Annotated in this window: 17 protein-coding genes and 1 pseudogene; 10 read left to right on the forward strand and 8 right to left on the reverse strand. The window is 71.5% G+C overall.

Features of this window, described 5'->3' with window-relative positions; all coding sequences use genetic code 11:
* The first annotated feature begins 19 nt into the window (after nucleotides 1-19).
* A complete protein-coding gene (locus tag AB0B98_RS20100) occupies nucleotides 20-907 on the forward strand; it encodes a prenyltransferase/squalene oxidase repeat-containing protein (protein WP_357364485.1) in 888 nt (295 codons plus the stop codon).
* A 106-nt stretch (nucleotides 908-1,013) separates the two neighbouring features.
* On the opposite strand, the gene AB0B98_RS20105 is transcribed toward AB0B98_RS20100, so the two are convergent.
* Entirely contained in the window at nucleotides 1,014-2,255 is a 1,242-nt protein-coding gene (locus tag AB0B98_RS20105) for a glutamate-5-semialdehyde dehydrogenase (protein ID WP_357364422.1), read from the reverse strand.
* 37 nt (nucleotides 2,256-2,292) lie between these two features.
* Nucleotides 2,293-3,402: a glutamate 5-kinase gene (proB, locus tag AB0B98_RS20110; RefSeq protein ID WP_357364424.1), complete on the reverse strand. Its 1,110-nt coding sequence runs from the start codon at nucleotides 3,400-3,402 to the stop codon at nucleotides 2,293-2,295.
* 61 nt (nucleotides 3,403-3,463) lie between these two features.
* On the opposite strand from proB, the gene AB0B98_RS20115 reads away from it, so the two are divergent.
* The 3 genes from AB0B98_RS20115 to AB0B98_RS20125 are packed head-to-tail and all read left to right on the forward strand — an operon-like array spanning nucleotide 3,464 to nucleotide 6,732.
* On the forward strand, nucleotides 3,464-3,778 hold the full coding sequence (locus AB0B98_RS20115; protein WP_238666878.1) for an MGMT family protein: 315 nt from the start codon (nucleotides 3,464-3,466) through the stop codon (nucleotides 3,776-3,778).
* A gap of 32 nt (nucleotides 3,779-3,810) precedes the next feature.
* Nucleotides 3,811-5,196, forward strand: coding sequence for an MFS transporter (locus AB0B98_RS20120; RefSeq protein WP_238666877.1), 1,386 nt, complete (start codon nucleotides 3,811-3,813; stop codon nucleotides 5,194-5,196).
* Nucleotides 5,197-5,223: 27 nt separating this feature from the next.
* Nucleotides 5,224-6,732 (forward strand): aminotransferase class V-fold PLP-dependent enzyme, encoded by a 1,509-nt coding sequence (locus tag AB0B98_RS20125; RefSeq protein WP_357364426.1) that lies wholly within the window; start codon nucleotides 5,224-5,226, stop codon nucleotides 6,730-6,732.
* Between the two features lie 54 nt (nucleotides 6,733-6,786).
* On the opposite strand, the gene AB0B98_RS20130 is transcribed toward AB0B98_RS20125, so the two are convergent.
* The 4 genes from AB0B98_RS20130 to AB0B98_RS20145 all read right to left on the reverse strand — a co-directional run bounded on the left by AB0B98_RS20130 (nucleotide 6,787) and on the right by AB0B98_RS20145 (nucleotide 10,528).
* Complete coding sequence (locus AB0B98_RS20130; RefSeq protein ID WP_357364428.1) at nucleotides 6,787-7,992, reverse strand: hypothetical protein; 1,206 nt, start codon at nucleotides 7,990-7,992, stop codon at nucleotides 6,787-6,789.
* Entirely contained in the window at nucleotides 7,985-8,551 is a 567-nt protein-coding gene (locus AB0B98_RS20135) for a SigE family RNA polymerase sigma factor (RefSeq protein WP_357364430.1), read from the reverse strand. The genes AB0B98_RS20130 and AB0B98_RS20135 overlap by 8 nt, the downstream gene beginning before the upstream one ends.
* Nucleotides 8,552-8,820: 269 nt before the next feature.
* A complete protein-coding gene (locus AB0B98_RS20140) occupies nucleotides 8,821-10,020 on the reverse strand; it encodes a hypothetical protein (RefSeq protein ID WP_357364432.1) in 1,200 nt (399 codons plus the stop codon).
* Nucleotides 10,013-10,528, reverse strand: a complete 516-nt coding sequence (locus tag AB0B98_RS20145) for a SigE family RNA polymerase sigma factor (protein WP_238667154.1) — start codon at nucleotides 10,526-10,528, stop codon at nucleotides 10,013-10,015. The genes AB0B98_RS20140 and AB0B98_RS20145 overlap by 8 nt, the downstream gene beginning before the upstream one ends.
* A gap of 240 nt (nucleotides 10,529-10,768) precedes the next feature.
* On the opposite strand from AB0B98_RS20145, the gene AB0B98_RS20150 reads away from it, so the two are divergent.
* Entirely contained in the window at nucleotides 10,769-11,350 is a 582-nt protein-coding gene (locus AB0B98_RS20150) for an NADH-quinone oxidoreductase subunit B (RefSeq protein WP_112620697.1), read from the forward strand.
* Between the two features lie 50 nt (nucleotides 11,351-11,400).
* Complete coding sequence (locus AB0B98_RS20155; protein ID WP_357364434.1) at nucleotides 11,401-12,717, forward strand: DUF2252 domain-containing protein; 1,317 nt, start codon at nucleotides 11,401-11,403, stop codon at nucleotides 12,715-12,717.
* A 16-nt stretch (nucleotides 12,718-12,733) separates the two neighbouring features.
* On the opposite strand, the gene AB0B98_RS20160 is transcribed toward AB0B98_RS20155, so the two are convergent.
* On the reverse strand, nucleotides 12,734-13,780 hold the full coding sequence (locus AB0B98_RS20160; protein WP_357364436.1) for a glucose 1-dehydrogenase: 1,047 nt from the start codon (nucleotides 13,778-13,780) through the stop codon (nucleotides 12,734-12,736).
* 105 nt (nucleotides 13,781-13,885) lie between these two features.
* Between AB0B98_RS20160 and AB0B98_RS20165 the strand changes: the two are divergent.
* Nucleotides 13,886-14,464 (forward strand): annotated as a pseudogene (locus AB0B98_RS20165) (NADH-quinone oxidoreductase subunit C); the annotation flags it as partial.
* 485 nt (nucleotides 14,465-14,949) lie between these two features.
* Nucleotides 14,950-15,912, forward strand: a complete 963-nt coding sequence (locus AB0B98_RS20170; protein WP_030329816.1) for a complex I subunit 1 family protein — start codon at nucleotides 14,950-14,952, stop codon at nucleotides 15,910-15,912.
* Nucleotides 15,913-16,237: 325 nt separating this feature from the next.
* On the opposite strand, the gene AB0B98_RS20175 is transcribed toward AB0B98_RS20170, so the two are convergent.
* Nucleotides 16,238-17,257 (reverse strand): glutathione S-transferase C-terminal domain-containing protein, encoded by a 1,020-nt coding sequence (locus tag AB0B98_RS20175; RefSeq protein WP_357364438.1) that lies wholly within the window; start codon nucleotides 17,255-17,257, stop codon nucleotides 16,238-16,240.
* 81 nt (nucleotides 17,258-17,338) lie between these two features.
* On the opposite strand from AB0B98_RS20175, the gene AB0B98_RS20180 reads away from it, so the two are divergent.
* Entirely contained in the window at nucleotides 17,339-17,764 is a 426-nt protein-coding gene (locus AB0B98_RS20180) for an ester cyclase (RefSeq protein WP_357364440.1), read from the forward strand.
* Between the two features lie 103 nt (nucleotides 17,765-17,867).
* The gene (locus AB0B98_RS20185; RefSeq protein WP_357364441.1) at nucleotides 17,868-18,464 is read left to right on the forward strand and encodes an NADH-quinone oxidoreductase subunit I; all 597 of its coding nucleotides are present in this window, start codon (nucleotides 17,868-17,870) and stop codon (nucleotides 18,462-18,464) included.

Consider the following 18,464-nt stretch of genomic DNA (forward strand, 5'->3'; position numbering starts at 1 on the left):
GCGACGCAGCCATTCCGGGCTGGCCGATTCTCCGAGGCGGCATCGCGTCTGCGCAGGTAGCGTCTCCGCCGTGGTCGACTTGGAAGCCGCGATCGGGTTCGTCGTGGCGCATGGGGATGCGGTGGAACGCGCCCGTCTCTCCTGGCTCCGCAACGGCACCGCCGTGCCCTCCGAGTTGCTGGAGACGGCCGAGGTCGGCCAGTCACCGGACGGCGGTTGGCCGGCCACCTGGGGCGGCGAGGTCGCCTCGATCGACGCCACCTGCTTCCGGCTCGTCGAGCTGGACGACCTGGGCGGGCTCGGCCGTCCCGCCGCCCGCCGCGCCCTGGACTGGCTGGCGTCCCGGCAGCAGGCCGACGGCGGTTGGGAAGAGGACGCGTCGCTGGCCGACTCGGCTCCGGAGTGGGCCCGTCCCGGCGACCCGGAGGCCGGGTTCCTCGTGACGGCCAACGCCGGCTTCTGGCTCACCGTCGCTGGCCTGGACGCCCGGGCCTCGGGTCCGCTCGACCATCGGGTCGGTGGGGCGTACGCCGGGGTGGTGCAGGCGGCTGCCCACTCGCTCGCCGTGCGGCTGCGCCCGGACGGTACCTGGCCGTCGTACCTGGCCGCGGGCTGGCTGAGCGCGGCCGTGCTGCACCGGCAGGAGATGTTCCAGGAGTCCGCCCGGATCCAGGTGGTGCTCGCCGAGCGGATGCCGAAGATGCCCCCCGGGGACGTTGCGTGGCTGGCTGCCACGTTGCGCCGCGCTGGCGTTGACCCACAGGACTGGATCATGGTGCGGGCGCTGCGCCGGCTGACCGAGACCCAGCGCAGCGACGGCGGGTGGGAGAGCGAGGACGGCCACCAGTTCGACGTGCACGCCACGCTGGCCGCGATCCGGGCGGCCCGCCCGGCGCCGCCGAGCTGAACCCCTCCGCCCCTCCGGTCGATCTTGCAGCTTGTGTCGTCGTTGTGTGCCATATGCCCCTTGTGTCGGGACAGAAAGTGCAAGATCGCCGCAGGGGGGGCGGGGCTTAGCGCACGTGCCCGTCGCCGGTGACGACGTACTTGGTGCTGGTCAGCTCGGGCAGGCCCATCGGACCGCGAGCGTGCAGCTTCTGGGTGGAGATGCCGATCTCCGCCCCGAAGCCGAACTCGCCGCCGTCGGTGAACCGGGTCGAAGCGTTCACCATCACCGCCGCCGCGTCCACTCTCGCGACGAAGTCGCGGGCCGCGCTCGCCGAGTCGGTCACGATCGCCTCGGTGTGCCCGGTGCCGAAGCGGCGGATGTGCGCGACCGCCGCGTCCAGCGAGTCGACCACCGCCACCGAGATGTCGGCTGACAGGTACTCGGTGGCGTAGTCCTCCTCGGTCGCCGGGACCACAGCGGCGGAGTGGGCGGCCACAGCGGGAGAGCCGTGCACTGTCACCCCCGCCTCGGCGAACGCGGCCAGCACCAACGGCAGGAACGCGTCGGCGATGCCCGCGTGCACCAGCAGCGACTCGGCGGTGTTGCAGGTGGACAGGCGTTGCGTCTTGGCGTTCAGCGTCACCGCCACGGCCTTCGCCAGGTCGGCGGCGGCATCGACGTAGACGTGGCAGTTGCCCACCCCGGTTTCGATCACCGGCACTGTCGACTCCTCGACCACGGTCCGGATGAGCGACGCGCCACCGCGCGGAATGAGCACGTCGACGAGACCCCTGGCGCGCATCAGCTCCTTCACCGAGTCACGGGAGCTGGCGTCGAGCAACTGCACCGCGTCGGCGGGCAGACCGGCCCCGGCGACCGCGTCGCGCAGCACGGCGACCAGCGCGGCGTTCGAGTGCGCGGCCGACGACGACCCGCGCAGCAGCGCCGCGTTGCCGGACTTGAGGCAGATCCCGGCGGCGTCCACCGTCACGTTGGGCCGCGCCTCGTAGATGATGCCGACCACCCCGAACGGCACCCGGATCTGACGCAGCTCCAGGCCGTTGGGCAGGGTGGACCCGCGGACCACCTCGCCGACCGGGTCGGGCAACGCCGCCATCTCACGCAGCGCGTCGGCGATGCCGGCCACCCGACCCGCGTCGAGCGCGAGCCGGTCCAGCACTGCCGCGCTCAGCCCGGCCTCACGGCCAGCCGCCAGGTCCGCCTCGTTCGCGGTCAGGATCTCCGGGGTACGCGCCACCAGCGCATCGGCCATCGCCACCAGCGCGGCGTCCTTGACCGTACGCGTGGCCACTGCCAACTCCGCGGCGGCGTCCCTCGCCCGTCGCGCCTGCTCGGTAACGCTCATGCCGGCACTCCTCAAATGGTGTGGGAAGGTCCTCGGTTCACAGCAGCACCAGGTCGTCGCGGTGGACGACCTCTCGTTCGTACGCCGGGCCGAGCGCCGCGGCGAGTTCGGACGTGGAGCGGCCGAGCAGCCCGGGTAGCTCCACCGCGTCGTAGTTGACAAGCCCTCGGGCGACCGATGCGCCGGCGGTGTCCACCAGGTCCACCGGGTCGCCGGCCGTGAACGTGCCGTCCACGGCGGTGATGCCGGCCGGGAGCAGCGACTTGCGCCGCCCGACGACGGCGGCGACCGCGCCCGGGTCGAGGTGCAGCCGCCCCCGGGGTGAGGTGGCGTGGGCCAGCCAGAACAGCCGGGCCGTCGGGCGTCGCCGCTGCGGGTGGAAGAGCGTGCCGACCGGTTCGCCGGCCAGCGCCGGCGTGGCCAGGTCGGCGGCGGTGAGCACCACCGGGATGCCGAAGCCGGTGGCGATCCGCGCGGCCTCGACCTTGGTCACCATGCCACCGGTGCCGACGCCGGACCGGCCGGCCCCGCCGATGGTGATGCCGGCGAGGTCCGCTTCGTCGCGCACCTCGGCGATCCGGGTCGAGCGCGGGTTGGCGGGGTCACCGGTCCAGAGCGCGTCCACGTCGGAGAGGAGCACCAGCAGGTCGGCGTGCACCAGCGCGGCCACCAGGGCGGCCAGCCGATCGTTGTCGCCGAACCGGATCTCCTGGGTGGCCACCGTGTCGTTCTCGTTGACGATCGGCACCGCCCGCAGGTCGAGCAGCTTGCGTAGCGTCCGGTACGCGTTGCGGTAGTGCGCTCGCCGGGTCACGTCGTCGACTGTGAGCAGCACCTGCCCGACGGTGCGGCCGTGCCGGGCGAAGCTGGCCGCGTACCTGCCGATCAGAAGCCCCTGCCCGACGCTGGCGGCGGCCTGCTGGGTGGCCAGGTCGCGCGGGCGTCGGGACAGCCCGAGCGGGGCGAGCCCGGCGGCGATGGCGCCGGAGGAGACCAGCACCACCTCGCGCCCTTCGGCGGTGAGCCGACCGAGGGTGTCGACCAGCGTGTCGACGCGCTCGTCGGCCAACCCGCCGGTGGCGGTGGTCAACGAGGAGGATCCGATCTTGACGACGACCCGCCGGGCCGTCGTGACTGCGTCGCGCACCCGACCATTCTGCGTGGTCACGGCCGCACCGCCCGGCGGCCTTCCCATATGGTGGCGGATTGTGACTCCAGACGAGTACGTCGAGGCGGTGCTCGACCTGGTCGAGCGGATCCCGGAGGGCCGGGTCATGTCGTACGGCGGGGTGGCCGACGCGCTGTCCGAGCGTTCCGGACGTGCCTCGGCCCGGTTGGTCGGCAACATCATGGCTCGGCACGGCGGCTCGGTGCCCTGGCATCGGGTGGTGACCGCGAGTGGTCGACTGCCGCCGGGTCACGAGCGCGAGGCCCGGGCCCGACTGCGGGCCGAGGGAGTGCCGCTTCGCGGTGAGGGCGTGGACATCGGGGCGGCGGGTTGGTCGCCTGATGAGGGGATGTGACCGCCGTTCAAACGTGAGTAACATTCGGCCCCATGAAAACGCCGCCGGGCGCCGGCTCATCAGCCACCGGCTCGCTGCCCCGCTCGGTGCACGCCGGCTACGCGCTCGGTTCACTGGCGACCGGAGCGTTCGGCACAGTGCCCGGCCTGCTGCTGCTGCCGTACCTGACCGACACCCTGGGCGTGGCCGCCGGGCTGGCCGCCCTGCTGGTGTTGCTGCCAAAGGCATGGGACGTGCTGGTCAACCCGGTCGCCGGGCGGATCTCCGACCGGACCCGGTCGCGGTGGGGTGCCCGCCGGCCGTACCTGCTCGTCGCCGGCCTCGCGCTCGCCGTCCTGTTCGCGTCGATCTTCGCCGCGCCCTTCGGTAACGGTCCGGCGGCCGTGGCGTACGTGGCCTTCGCCTTCCTCGCCACCGCCACCGCGTTCGCCTTCTTCCAGGTGCCGTACGTGGCGATGCCGGCGGAGCTGACAGGCGACTACGCCGAGCGCACCCGGTTGATGACCTGGCGGATCGCGGTACTGGCGTTGGCCATCCTTGTCTCCGGCGCTGTCGCGCCGCTGGTGGTGAGCGCCGGTGGCGACGGCGTGGCCGGGCACCGCTGGATGGGCCTGTTCGTGGCGGTGCTGATCGCCCTCGGCGCCCTCGGCGCGTTCCTGGGCACCCGGTCCGCGCCGACCGGCACTGTGGGCGAGAGCGAGCCGACGCTACGCGCCCAACTCGCCGTGGCCGGTGCCAACCGTCCGTTCCGGGCACTGCTGATCTGCTTCGTGGTGCAGTCCGCCGGGGTGGCCACGATCCTGGCCGGGGTCAACTACTTCGCCGGGCAGATCCTGCGCGACGAGGAGAGCGGGCCGACACTGCTCTTCGTCTGCTTCGTCGGGCCGGCGCTGCTGGTGATGCCGATCTGGAGCCGGATCGGTGCCCGGCTGGGCAAGCGCACCGCGCTGGTCGTCGCCTCGCTGATCCTCGCCGTCGGGGCGTTCGCCCTGGTCGCCGCGCCGGTGCTGCCGGCGGTGGCTGTCTATCTCGTGGTGGCGCTGATCGGCGTGGGGTACGCCGGGCAGCAGGTCTTCGCACTGGCCATGTTGCCGGACTGCATCGCGCACGAGACGGCGCGTACCGGCCGACGGCAGGCGGGCGTCTTCACCGGGCTGTGGACCGCCGGGGAGACCTTCGGTCTGGCGCTCGGCCCGGGAATCTACGGACTGGTGCTCCAGCTCTCCGGCTACGTGTCCTCCGACACCGGCTCCGCGGCTGCCCAGTCGGACACGGCGAGACTGGGTGTCCTCCTCGGTTTCACGCTGATCCCCGCCCTGCTGATCGCCCCTCCGATCCTCCTGCTCCGCAGGTACACCCTCACCGCCCAGAGCGACCGGGTCGATCATGGAGTTGTGCTGGGGGACGAAAGCCGTTGACCGTCACGAGAAGGGCACCATGACTCCATGATCGACGAGAACAGGGTTGAGGCTGGGGCGCTTTCCGCCACCGGGGTTCCGGCGGAACGGGTTCTTGACGAGGTGCGGGAGCTGCGGGCGAGTGACGCGCCCACCCACGGGGGGCGGCTGTTCGCGTACGTCTACGACCCGGCGGTGCCCGGGCTGGACGAGCTGGCCGCCGCAGCCCACCGGGAGAGCGCGCACGTCAACGGGTTGGACCCGACCGCGTTCCCGTCCCTGCTGGCCATGGAGAACGCGCTCGTCGGCGCCGCCGGCCGGGTGCTGGGCGCCGGCCCCGGGACCACCGCCCCGGACGTCGTCGGCAGCGTCACCAGCGGCGGCACCGAATCGTTGATCCTCGCCGTCAAGACCGCCCGGGACGCCCACCCGGAGATCGCCGCACCCCGGATCGTGGTGCCGTCGAGCGCGCACGCGGCGTTCGCCAAGGCGGCGCACTACCTGCGGGTGGCGCTGGACGTCGTACCCGTCTCCCCGGAGACGCTTCGCCCCGACCCAGCCGCGATGGCCACCGCGATCCGCCCGGAGACGGTGCTGGTCGCCTGCTCCGCGCCGTCGTACGCGCACGGGGTGGTGGACCCCGTCACGCAGATCGCCGCCGCCGCGGCCGAGGCCGGGGTGCGCTGCCACGTGGACGCCTGCTTCGGCGGCTGGACCCTGCCGTACCTGCGCCGTCTGGGGGAGCCGGTGCCACCGTTCGACTTCGCGGTGCCCGGGGTCACTTCCATCTCGGTCGACCTGCACAAGTACGCGTACGCCCCGAAGGGGGTGTCGGTGCTCCTGCACCGCGACGCCACGCTGCGCGCCCCGCAATACTTCGCGTACGCCGACTGGCCCGGCTACACCATGATCAATCCGGTTATCGCGTCCACCCGCTCGGGCGGCCCGATCGCCGCCGCGTACGCCACTGTGCGGCACGTCGGCGACGACGGCTACCTGCGGCTGGCCGCCATCACCAGGGACGCGGTCGTCGGTCTGGCCGACGCGGTCCGGGCCGTCGACGGCTTGCGGCTGATGGCCGAGCCGGAGTCGACAGTCGTCTGCTTCACCGCCACCGAGGGCGGACCCGACCTGTTCGTCCTGGTCGACGAGCTGACCGCGCGGGGCTGGCACACCCAACCCCAACTGTCGTACGACGGCCTGCCCGCCAGCGTGCACCTCACCGTGACCGCCGCCGTCGCCCCCCGGGTAGCCGAATTCGGGCCGGACCTGGCCGAGGCGGTGGCCGCAGCCAGGGCCGCCGGCCCGGTGCGGTTGCCCGCCGAGCTGGCCACCCTTGTCGGCGCGCTGACCCCCGAGGCGCTGACCCCGGACCTGATCGTCGGCCTGGCCGCCGGGCTGGGCCTGAGCGGCGAGGCGGGGTCGGGCGCGGCACCGCTGCCGGAGCGGATGGCGCTGGTGAACACCCTGCTCGATGCCGCGCCATCGGCGCTGCGCGAGCGGTTGCTTGTCGAATTCGTCAGTCTGCTGCAACGCCCCAGTTGGGCGCCGAGCTGACAGTGCGGCAACGGGCCCGGCGGTCGGTTCCGGCCGCCGGGTCCGTTGGCCGGATCAGGGAGTCAGCCGTACCTCCACGAAGTTGTTCTTGAAGGTCAGGTCCTGCCAGTGCCGGTCCTGGTCGTCGAAGTGCACCACCCGGACGCTGGGCTGTCTCAGCGCCGTGGGGTCGACGAGCAGGTGGAACGTGTACGCCCGGCGCTCCCCGGCCCGCAGGCCGGCTGTGCGGCAGGTGGTCCCCGACTCGTCGCCTCCCCGCCACGGCACGCAGATCGACGAGTCGGCCTTGCTCATCGCCCCGATGTGGTTGATTTCAGCGAAGCCGACGTGCGCCACGTCCACCGGCCCCTTGTTCGTCACGGTCACGGTCAGGGTGCCCGGACGCTTCCCGTCTGTGCCGGCCGGCCCGAGTACGAGGTCGCCGCCGCTCAACACCAGGTCGGTCAGCCGAGGGTCAGTGCCGAAGGACCTCGGCCCGTCGCTCTGGGTGAACCGGCCGTCGTGCCAGCGGTACGTCCGCCACTGCTTCTGCGCCCAGTAACTCCGCATCGAGCAGCAGGGCTGGATGTCGGCCACCTGGGCCCGCACCCTCCCGTCCTCCGTGACAGCGGCGTCCGTGATGTCGTCGAGCCCCTCGGCCGTGCCGATGACCCGGGCCATGGTCACGATCCGACCGTGCCCGTCGCGGTCGAACGCCACGAGTTGTTTCGCCGAGGCCTCGCCAATCGGACAGCTGAGCAGGGCGACCGTCTCGGTCGCGCCATCGCTGTCCAGGTCGGTGTAGTCCAGGTCCAGGTCCTCCAGTGCCGGCACACCCATGGTGTGCGTCGGCGGCCGCAGCCGAACGTCCGAGGTGGCGCAGTTCCGCGCGTACGAGGGCCAGGCCGGCAGGTCGACGCGGGCGGCCAGCAGCTGGGCGCGGCTGATCCGGCCGTCCGGCGCGGCCGGACTCGTGGTCGTGGTGGTGCTGGGCGTCAGCGGGGTCGACGGCGGCGGTGCGGGGGCACTCGGCGGCGGTGTGGTCGGCTCGCCGGTCTGTGCCGGCGTCGGAACCGATCCGTCATTTCGCAGGGCGGCGTTGGCGACGATCGGTGCGACCGCCAGGACGATCGCCGTCACGGCCACCGTCACAGCCTTCGCCTGCCGACGCCGACGAAGGGTACGCCGTGCCTGGTCAGGTCCCGGACCTGCGATCTGGGAGATCGTCTCGGCGCGGTACGCAGCGAACCGTTCCCGTAGCCGCGGGTCGACGTCAGACATTGCCCATCCCCTCGGTGCCCTCGTCGAGCAGCCCCGCCAACGCTGCCCGGCCGCGGTGCAGCCACGACTTGACGGTGCCCTCGGCCACACCCTCCTGACTCGCTATCTCAGTGACCGGCAGATCGGCGAGGTAGTGCAGGATGACTGCCCGCCGGTGGTGGGCGGGTAGTTGGGCCAGCGCGGCGTCGATCGCCACCCGATCGGGCGTCGGCCCGGCCATCGTGGCCTCGGCCCGCCGCTGCCGGAGCAGGTGGTCGCGCGCGGTCCGGAGCCGTCGCCAACGGCTCCGGGCGAGATTCCAGGCGACCTGCCGGACCCAGGCGACCGGATCGTCGTACCGGGCCAGCCGGTCCCACCGGGCCAGGGCCCGGCAGAACGCCTCCTGCGCGAGGTCCTGGGCCTGTGAGAGGTCGCCCACGTAGGCGCCCAGTTGGCTGGTCACGTTGCGAAAGTGCGCGTGGTAGAAGTCGTCGAAGCTCACAGTCGTGGTGCGCTCCCCGCCCCTCGCGGCAATCGCCCCCGGTGGCTCGTTGGCACGGGCTCCCGTCATCACTGTCACTGCCCCTCCCCCGTTCGCCGTCGGGCCCGTACCCGAGGCGGTCGTACCACTCGCTCATCGGGGTCGTTCCCGTGCTCCCGATGTCGGCGCTCCTGCTCGGCGTGCCGTACCCCCTTAGAAGCTCCGAACGGGTCTCGGGGTTGCAGCTCGACGCTGTGGTTCGACTGTCGTATGGGGGACTGAGTGGCGAGGCGGGGTCGGACGCGGACCACCGCCGGGGCGGATGGCGCAGGTGGACACGCAGCTCGACGCCGCGCCACCGACGCCGGTCAGCGGTACGTGATCACGACGGTGTTGTCGGGGTCGTAGACCTCCTCGACGAAGTCGAAGCTGGCGTCCATCGGCCGGACGTCCACCTCGGCCTTCCCGGTTCCGACGGTGGCACCCGCCGCCACCCGGAAGCCCAGCGTGAGCCGGAGTTCCTTGCCCCCTTCGAGCCGGTTCAGATCACAGGTGACCGGCTCACCGGTCGATTCCGGGTCGTTGCGGCAGGCCGCCCACCCGTCGCCGTCCGGGCGGATCGCCGCCGGCAGGCCGAGCCGCAACGCCACATAGGCGGCCGGACCCGTGGCTCCGTTGCGGATGCGTACCGTCACAGTGCCGGTCCGGGAGCCGTCCGATGCGTCGGACAGCGTCAGATCAGTCGAGGTGACGACCAGGTTGACGTCGTGCTTGTTGGTGCCGAAGCTCGTCGGCCCGGAGACCTGGGCGAAGGCGTCGCCCTTCCAGCGGTAGCCCCGCCACTGCCGCTGTGACCACTCGGCTGGCCAACCGCCCCCGGGAGCGATGTCACCGACCTGAACGCGGACCGTGCCGTCGCCCACCACATCCAGCGCGAACAGCCACTGCGGCTTGTCGATTGTGGTCGCTACCACCCGGCCGACAGTCGTCACCTTTCCTTCCTTGTCCCTGTCGAAGGCGACCACCTGCATCGGCCCGCGGGTGCCCAGTACGCACTGCACGAGAGCCACCGTCTCCACCGCGCCGTCCCCGTCGATGTCGCCGTGGTCGAGCGCCAGGAGCCAGTTCGCGCCTTCCCGGGCGTCGGCGGTAAGCCGGGTCTGCGACGTCGGGCAGCCTCGACCGGCCCGCCACGCCGGCACTGTCACAGGCACCCCCAGCAACTGTGCCCGGCTGAACCGGCCGTCCGGCACTGTCGTGGTCGGGCTGGTACTGGTCCCGGCGGGGCTGGGGGTTGAACTCGGCGGTGGCGTCGGCGACACCGACACGCTCGGCGTCGGCTCGACCGGACCGGGCCGGTGCTCATTGCCGCTCATCGCCGCGTACCCGACGGCCGACCCGCCGAACAGGGCGAGCGCCGTCGTGGCAGTGGCAGCCAGCCGTCGTCGGCTGCGGCCTCGTACCGTCCGCCGAACGGCGGCCGGCCCCGGTGCCTCGACCTCCGGCAGCGCGCTGCGGCGGTATCGGGCGAACTCTTCGGCGAGGTCGAGAACCTCCTGCTCAGACATCTCGCACCTCCTCGTTTGTGTCGCGCAGAAGTGTGGCGAGAGCGGCCCGGCCCCGGTGCAGCCAGGACTTGACAGTCCCCTCGGCTACCTGTTCCTGGGCGGCGATCTCGGCGACCGTCAGGTCGGCGAGGTAATGCAGCACGACGGCCCGCCGCTGCTTCGGCGGCAGTTTCGCCAGGGCGGCGTCGACAGCGACCCGGTCAGGGTTCGGCTCGGCCACGTGTGTCTCCCGTTGCCGCAGCAGCCACAGTTGTGCGGTCCGCAGCCGCCGCCAGCGGTTGTGGCCGAGGTTCCAGGCGACCCGACGGACCCAGGCCAGCGGGTCCTGGTAACCGACGAGCTGGTCCCAGCGGGCGTACGCCCGACAGAACGCCTCCTGAACCAGTTCCTGCGCCTGCCCACGGTCACCCGTGTACGCGGTCAACTGCACCACCAGCCCACGGAAGTGGGCGTGGTAGAAGTCGTCGAAGACCAGCTCCGCTGGTGTGGAGGTTGCGCCTCCCGGCAGGTCCGGCGGGCGTCCGCCCTCCCGCACATCTCGTGTCACAAGCACTCGTCCTCCCCGTGGCGGCTGCGGGCGGTGTGTTCGCCAGCACCGGTCACACAAGCGAGCGCGCCAGTAGGTTGCGCGTCAGTCGCTGCCGATCCTTGTCGGCTCCGGGACAGTTGGTGGACCCCTCGCGCCGATCACCGCCGGACCGCACGGACGTCGTCTGTGATTCACTGTCGGTGAGGAGAGGGGGCGGTCGTGCAGCTACCGGCAGTGCTCGGGGAGCCGATCCGGTTTGTGCTGAACTGGGGCCGTCGCTACTCGCTCTGGGTTTTCAACTTCGGTCTGGCCTGCTGTGCCATCGAGTTCATCGCCACCAGCATGGGACGGCACGACTTCATCCGCCTCGGCGTGATCCCGTTCGCCCACGGCCCCCGCCAGGCCGACCTGATGGTGGTCTCCGGCACCGTGACCGACAAGATGGCCCCGGCGATCAAGCGGCTCTACGATCAGATGCCCGAGCCGAAGTACGTCATCTCGTTCGGCGCCTGCTCCAACTGTGGCGGCCCCTACTGGGATTCGTACTCGGTGACCAAGGGCGTCGACCAGCTCATCCCGGTCGACGTGTACGTGCCCGGCTGCCCGCCCCGGCCGGAGGCGCTGCTGCACGGCATCCTGCGCCTGCAGGAGAAGATCGCCGCCGAGCAGTCCGGCATCGGGGGTGTGCCGCAACGGGACGTGTTGGCCGCGCCGTTGGACGCTCCGCCCCGCGAGGCCGCCGCCCCGCGCTCGGTCGACTCGCTCACCGCTCCGCCGGTACGCCCACCCACCGCGACCTGACAGCGTGAGTCACCACCCTGTTGTGGACCCGCCGCACTAGCCTGCGCACTATGAGCAGCTCAGCGGACCAGCGGTCCACCCACATCGTCGATGTGCTCACCGACGAGTTCGGCGCGTCGATGGCGATCGACCCGGCCGCCTTCCGCCGCAAGTTCCGCAAGATGGCGGCGTCGCCGTTCGCCTTCTACCGGGGCAGCGCCGCGCTGTTCTACGCCGACCAGCTCGGCGACTTCGCCGACGACCGGTTCTCCGACGAGCAGACCAGCCGGGTGTGGATCCACGGCGACCTGCACGCGGAGAACTTCGGCACCTACATGAACGCCTCCGGGCAGCTCGTGTTCAACGTCAACGACTTCGACGAGGCGTACGTCGGGCCGTTCACCTGGGACCTGCGCCGGCTCGCGGCCAGCGTGGCGCTGCTCGGCTACGGCAAGGCGCTCTCCGACACGGCGATCGGGGAGCTGGTGGCCGGGTTCGCCCGGTCGTACCTGACCGAGCTACGGGCCATCGCTGCCGGTGGCGACGACGCGATCGGCTCGATCACCCTGGACAACGCCGACGGGGTGCTGCGCCGGGTGCTCCAACGGGCCCGGCTCAACACCCGCGTGGACCTGCTCGCCGCGCAGACCACAATTGACAACTACGAGCGACGTTTCTCCATCGGCGACGGGGTCTTCGAGATCGACGACGCCACCCGGGACCTGGTCAGCACCGCCTTCCAGGACTACCTGGGCACCCTGCCAACCGCGTCGACGCAGCTGCGCCCGGTGGCGGCCCGGATCAAGGACGTGGTGCTGCGCAAGGGGGTGGGCATCGGCTCGGCCGGGCTGCCGTCGTACAACCTGCTGCTGGAGGGGCACACCCAGGCGTTGGAGAACGACGTCGTCATCTACATGAAGCAGGCGCAGGTGCCGGCCGTGGCGCGGTACGTCACCGACGAGACGGTCCGCGGCTACTTCCAACACCAGGGGCACCGGACCGCCGAGTCGCAGCGGGCGTTGCAGGCGCACGCCGACCCGTGGCTGGGCTTCACCGAGCTGAACGGGGCCGGTCAGCTGGTCGCCGAGGTCTCCCCGTACGCCGCCGATCTGGACTGGTCGGACGTGAACGAGCCGGAGGAGCTGACCGGAGTTCTCGTCGACCTTGGCCGGGCGGTGGCCCGGATGCACTCGGTAGCCGACGATGAGTCAAGCCACGACCTGGTGGACTACTCCACCGAAGAGGCGATCGTCGCGGCGGTGGACGCCGACGAGTCGGGATTCGTCGACCACCTGGTGGATTTCGCGCACGCGTACGGGGTGCGCGCCCGCCAGGACCATCAGCTCTTCGTCGACCTGTTCCGCAACGGTCGGCTGCCGGGCATCTGATCGGGCGCGGCGTCGCTCAGGACGCGAATTCCAGCACCACCTTGATGTCGTCCGGTCCGGGCGTGTACGCGTCGGCGTACCTGTTCACCGGCACCCGTCGGGTGATCAGCGACTCGAGCCAGATTTGGTCGGCGCGGGCGAGCGCCTGCGCGGCCATGTTCCAGTGTCGTCGGTTGGCGTTCACCGAGCCGAACACCACGTTGTTCTCCAGCACCAGCGCCCGATTCAGCGCCCCGGCGTCGAAGTCGATGCTCCGGCCACCGCTGGACACCCCGGCCAGGCAGACGATCCCGGTGGGGGCCGCCTTGCACATGACGTCGAGGACCACTGTGGGAGCGCCGGTGCACTCGATCACCACGTCCGGCTCGAAGGGCAGGTCGTTGACCGGCACCGTGTGGTAGGTGGCGCCGAGCCCGGCGACCAGCTCCGGCTTCGGCCCCTCGGTGTTCCGGTCCAGCACGTGGACGGTGAGCCCACGCTGGGTGCCGAGCAACGCGGCCAGCAGGCCGATCGGCCCGGCCCCGGTCACCAGGACGGTCTGCGGCTGCCACTCGGCCCGGTGCCCGATCCGCTCGATGTGGTCCCACGCCTTCGCCACCACACTTGTCGGCTCCAACAGCACGCCCACCTGGGCCAGCGTCGGGTCGAGCGCGACAGCGAACCGCGGCTCGACCCGCCAGCGGTCCCTGGCGAACCCGGCCAGTCCCTTGATGCCGTGCTCGGTGTACCGACCGTTGCGGCACATGTCCCACTCGCCCACAGCGCAGTTCGAGCAGGGCACCGGGTCGGGGTACCGGACGATCCCCGCCACCAGGTCACCGGGTTGCAGGGTGCCGCTGGAGTCCTCGATCACCCGGCCCAGTGACTCGTGCCCGATGACCAGGCGGTCGGCACCCGGCGGCGCCTCGCCATACTCCCCGGCGATGATCTCGTGGTCGGTGCCGCAGATCCCCACCGCCAACGCCTCGACCAGGACAGAGCCCTCCTCGGCAGCCGGCTCCGGCTGATCCTCGACGAGGCTCAGCGAGTTGGCGACCCCTGGTCTTACCGTCACAGCGCGCACGCCCTCATCTTTCCCCGCCGGGGCGTGCGCCGCGCCCAAAGCCGGCAGATCGCTGGGCATCGGCGGCGGCCGGGTGCGGGCCCGGCCGGCACTAGGATCAGCGGCATGACTCCCGAAGAGGTCGGCGCTCGACTGGTCGCGCTGCTCGCGCCGGTCGAGGCGACCCCGTCGGTCTCCGGCGGGCAACGTTTCGCTCGGGCCACAGTCGACGTGCCACCCGCGAGTTGGCTGACGGCGGTTTCCGCCGCCCGCGACGACACCGAGCTGGCCTGCGACTTCTTCGACTGGCTCTCCGCCGTCGACGAGTTGGCCGAGGGCTTCGACGTGGTGGCGCACCTCTGGTCGACGCGACTGCGTCACGGCCTGCTGCTGCGTACCCGGTTGCCGCGCGGCGCGCCCACTGTCGCCTCGGTGGTCGACGTCTACCCCGGTGCCGCCTGGCACGAGCGGGAGACGCACGAGATGTTCGGCATCGACTTCGCCGGGCACGGGGAACTGCTGCCGCTGCTGCTGCCACCGGAGTTCGAGGGTCACCCGCTGCGTAAGGAGTTCGTGCTGGCTTCCCGGGTGGCCAAGCCCTGGCCGGGCGCGAAGGAACCGGGCGAGTCCGAGGCCGGCGGCGGACGTCGACCGATCCGCCCACCGGGCGTTCCCGCTCCGGGCGAGTGGGGTCCCACGCCCACCCCGGCCGGCGCCGGTGGGGTGGGGGAGGGCCCGCGTGGCGGCACCCCGGCCAGGCCGGCCCGTGAGCGTCCGGCCCGGCCCGCCCCGGGGGCCCGTCCGGCGCGTACTCCCCGACCGGCCGGCGCCACCGACGGCCCGACCTCTGCCGACCAGCCTGCGCCCGACGCAGGCTCGGCCGCACCTGACCAACCCGGCGCGGGCCCGGCCACCGAGACCGTGCCCGGCGTTGGCCCGGCCACCGAGACCGTGCCCGGCGTTGGCCCGGCCACCGAGACCGTGTCCGGCGTTGGCCCGGCTGCCGAGACCGTGTCCGCTGTTGGTCCGGCCTCCGAGACCGTGCCCGGCGTCGACGGGGCCGACCAGATCGCGCCAGGCTCGGCTGCACCGGGCAGGCCCGGCGAGGGCTCGGCCGCGTCGGGTGGCGAGCCGATCGCGGACCCGCCGGGCCGCGACGACCGGAGCGACCACGACGGGGGTACGGCCTGATGCCGCTCTGGGTGGAGTTGGTGCTCCGGATCGGCGGCGTGGTGGTCGCGTTCCTCACCCTGCCGTTGCTTGTCGGCCAGGCCGAACACAAGGTGATGGCGCACATGCAGGGTCGGCTCGGCCCGATGTACGCGGGCGGCTTCCACGGTTGGGCGCAGCTCGTGGCCGACGGGGTCAAGTTCGTGCAGAAGGAGGACATCACTCCGCGCGAGGCGGACCGGGCGGTGTTCCGGTTGGCGCCGGCGGTGGCCCTGGTGCCCTACCTGCTGGTGTTGCTCGTCATTCCGCTCGGTCCGAACGACCTGGTCGGGCAACCGTTGGACATCGGCCTCTTCTTCGTGCTGGCCGTGGTCGGCGTCGGGGTGGTGGCGGTGCTGATGTCGGCGTGGGCGTCGGCCAACAAGTACAGCCTGCTGGGCGGGTTGCGCGGGGCGGCCCAGTTGCTCGGTTACGAGCTGCCGCTGGTGCTGGCCGCCGCGTCGGTGGCGATGGCGGCCGGCACGCTCAGCCTGTCGGGCATCGTCGAGGCGTGGCAGCCGTGGTGGCTGCTCTGGCAGGCGCCCGCGATGATCATTTTCTTCGTCGCCGGGCTGGCCGAGATCCGTCGGCCACCGTTCGACATGCCGGTGGCCGACTCGGAGCTGGTCTTCGGTTACATGACCGAGTACACCGGTCTGCGGTTCGCGTTCTTCCTGCTGGCCGAGTACGTCGGCATCGTGGTGATCGCCGCGCTGACCACTGTGCTGTTCCTGGGTGGTTGGCAGGGCCCGTTCGCCGACGACCAGTTGGGCTGGCTCTGGACGCTGCTCAAGATCTTCGCGGTGTCCTTCGTGATCATCTGGCTCCGGGTTTCCTACCCCCGGCTGCGCGAGGACCAACTCCAACGCCTCTGCTGGCTGGTCCTTGTACCCGCATCCCTCGCTCAACTGGTCCTAACCGCAGCCGTCCGCATAGCCCTGTAACCCAACCCCGCCCCGCCCAGCCCCGCCCCGCGCCCGCCCGGCCCCGCCGCGCCCCGCCCCCGCCCCGCCCCGCAGCCCGCCCCCGCCCGGCCCGCCGCGCCCCGCCGCGTCGATCAAGGAGTTGTGGTGGGTGACAAATCACCCGGACACTCGTAATTCAGGCACCACAACTCCTTGATCGACGGGGTCGGGAGGTCGCCGACCCGCGATCTTGCACTTACTGTGCCGACAAAAGGGGCATAGCGCTCGAATCGGCAACCGAAACTGCAAGATCGGCGGAGCGGACGGGTGAAAGCACGGGCGCGGGGCGGGCGGGGGTGTTCGTTTAGGGCAGCGGGGTGTGTTCGGGGTTGACTGGTTCGACCGGCGGTGGGGGCGGGGTGCCGTCGCCGAAGGGGCGGCCACCCAGCGCTTCCCGACCGTGTGGGGTGAGCCAGTTGGACAGGTCGGGGCCGAGCGGAACGATCCCGGTCGGGTTGATGTCGCGGTGCACCTCGTAGTAGTGCCGCTTGATGTGGTCGAAGTCGATGGTGTCGCCGAACCCGGGGGTCTGGAACAGGTCCCGGGCGTACGCCCACAGCACCGGCATCTCGCTCAGCTTCTGCCTGTTGCACTTGAAGTGGCCGTGGTAGACGGGATCGAAGCGGACCAGGGTGGTGAACAGTCGCACGTCGGCCTCGGTGATGGTGTCGCCGACCAGGTAGCGCTGGTCGGTCAACCGCTCGGTGAGCCAGTCCAGCCGGTCGAAGAGCTGGTGGTACGCCTTGTCGTAGGCCTCCTGGTTGCCGGCGAACCCGCACCGGTAGACGCCGTTGTTGACGTCCCGGAACACCACGGCATTGACCTCGTCGATCTGTTCCCGCAGGTGCTCGGGGTAGAGCTGTGGGGCGCCCTCGCGGTGGTACGCCCTCCACTGCGTGGACAGGTCAAGGCTCATCTGCGCGTAGTCGTTGGTCACCACCTGCCCGGTCGGCACGTCCACGATCGCCGGCACTGTGATGCCGCGCTCGTAGCCGGGGAAGCGCTTGAAGTACGCCTCCTGGATGCGCTCGATGCCGAGCACCGGGTCCCGGCCGTCCGGGTCGAGGTCGAAGGTCCAGCTCCGGGCGTCGTGGGTCGGGCCGGCCACCGCCATCGAGATGGCGTCCTCCAGGCCGAGCAACCGCCGCACGATGATCAGTCGGTTGGCCCACGGGCAGGCCCGGCTGACCGCCAACCGGTACCGGCCCGGCTCGACCGGATATCCGTCGCGCCCGTCCTCGGTGATCCGGGTGGCGATGTACCGCTGGTCGCGGGTGAACTCGCCGCCCGGCTCGACGTACTTGCCGCCTTTTTCCTCGCCCACGTCGCCCTCCTGGTCTGGTCAGTGTCTCTACCCAATCCTCGCGGATCTACGGCGCACCGTGGTCCCGGTTACCCTGCCGGCATGACGGACGTGGAGGCGGCGGCCCGGCGGTTCATCGCCGATGTGTGGAATGCCCGCCAGGAGGAGTCGGCGTACGAGCTGGTCGCCGAGGAGTGCCCGGGGCTGGGCGGCACCGGGCCGGAGGCGACGTTGGCCTGGCATCGTGAGCGCCGGGCGGCCTTCCCGGACCTCCGTTACAAGATCGTCGACGTGGTCGCGGCCGGTGAGCGGGTGGCGGTGCACTGGCGGGCCGCCGGCACCCATGTCGGGCAGTTCGGGCCGGTGCCGCCGACCGGGCAGGTGGTCAGCTATTCGGGTGCGACGTTCCTGCGCTTCGACGCGGCGGGCCGGATCGTCGAGGTGTGGAGCTGCAACGAGCTGTTCCAGTTGCTGCAACAGCTCGGCGTCGAGATGCTCCCACCGGTGTTCGGCGGGCCCGCTGCGTGATTCGGCTGATCCGCAGGTGACATTGCTCCTGGGGTGAGCCCTAGGGCCGTAGACCTGTGGGTGGTGGTCGCGCGCGCCGTGGCCACAGGGCAGGATGGTCGACATGAGCGACCCCAGCGAGCGCGGTGCCACCGGCGAACGCGGCCTTCCCGGCGCGGGCCTGGTGAAGGGCCTGGCGGTCACCCTCAAGACGATGACCAGCCGTTCGACCACCCAGCAGTACCCGGACACGGCTCCTGATCTGCCGCCGCGCTCGCGTGGTGTGATCGCGCTGTCCGAGGAGAACTGCACTGTCTGCATGCTCTGCGCCCGCGAGTGTCCGGACTGGTGCATCTACATCGACTCGCACAAGGAGGAGGTGGTGGTGCCCGGCGCCGCCCGCCCCCGCCAGCGCAACGTGCTCGACAAGTTCGACATCGACTTCTCGCTCTGCATGTACTGCGGCATCTGCATCGAGGTCTGCCCGTTCGACGCGCTCTACTGGTCACCGGAGTTCGAGTACGCCGAGTACGACATCAAGGATCTGCTGCACGACAAGGACCACCTCGGTCAGTGGATGGCCACCGTTCCGCCGCCGCCCGCGCACGACCCGAACGGTGAGCCGGCCAAGGAGGAGACGTCCGCCGCGCGCAAGGCGGCCGCCGCCCGTCCCGCTCCGCCAGCGGTACGCCCCGACGGCGACCAGGATCCGGCGTCGTGA

Source organism: Micromonospora sp. NPDC048947, assembly GCF_040649495.1.
Lineage (GTDB): Bacteria > Actinomycetota > Actinomycetes > Mycobacteriales > Micromonosporaceae > Micromonospora > Micromonospora alfalfae.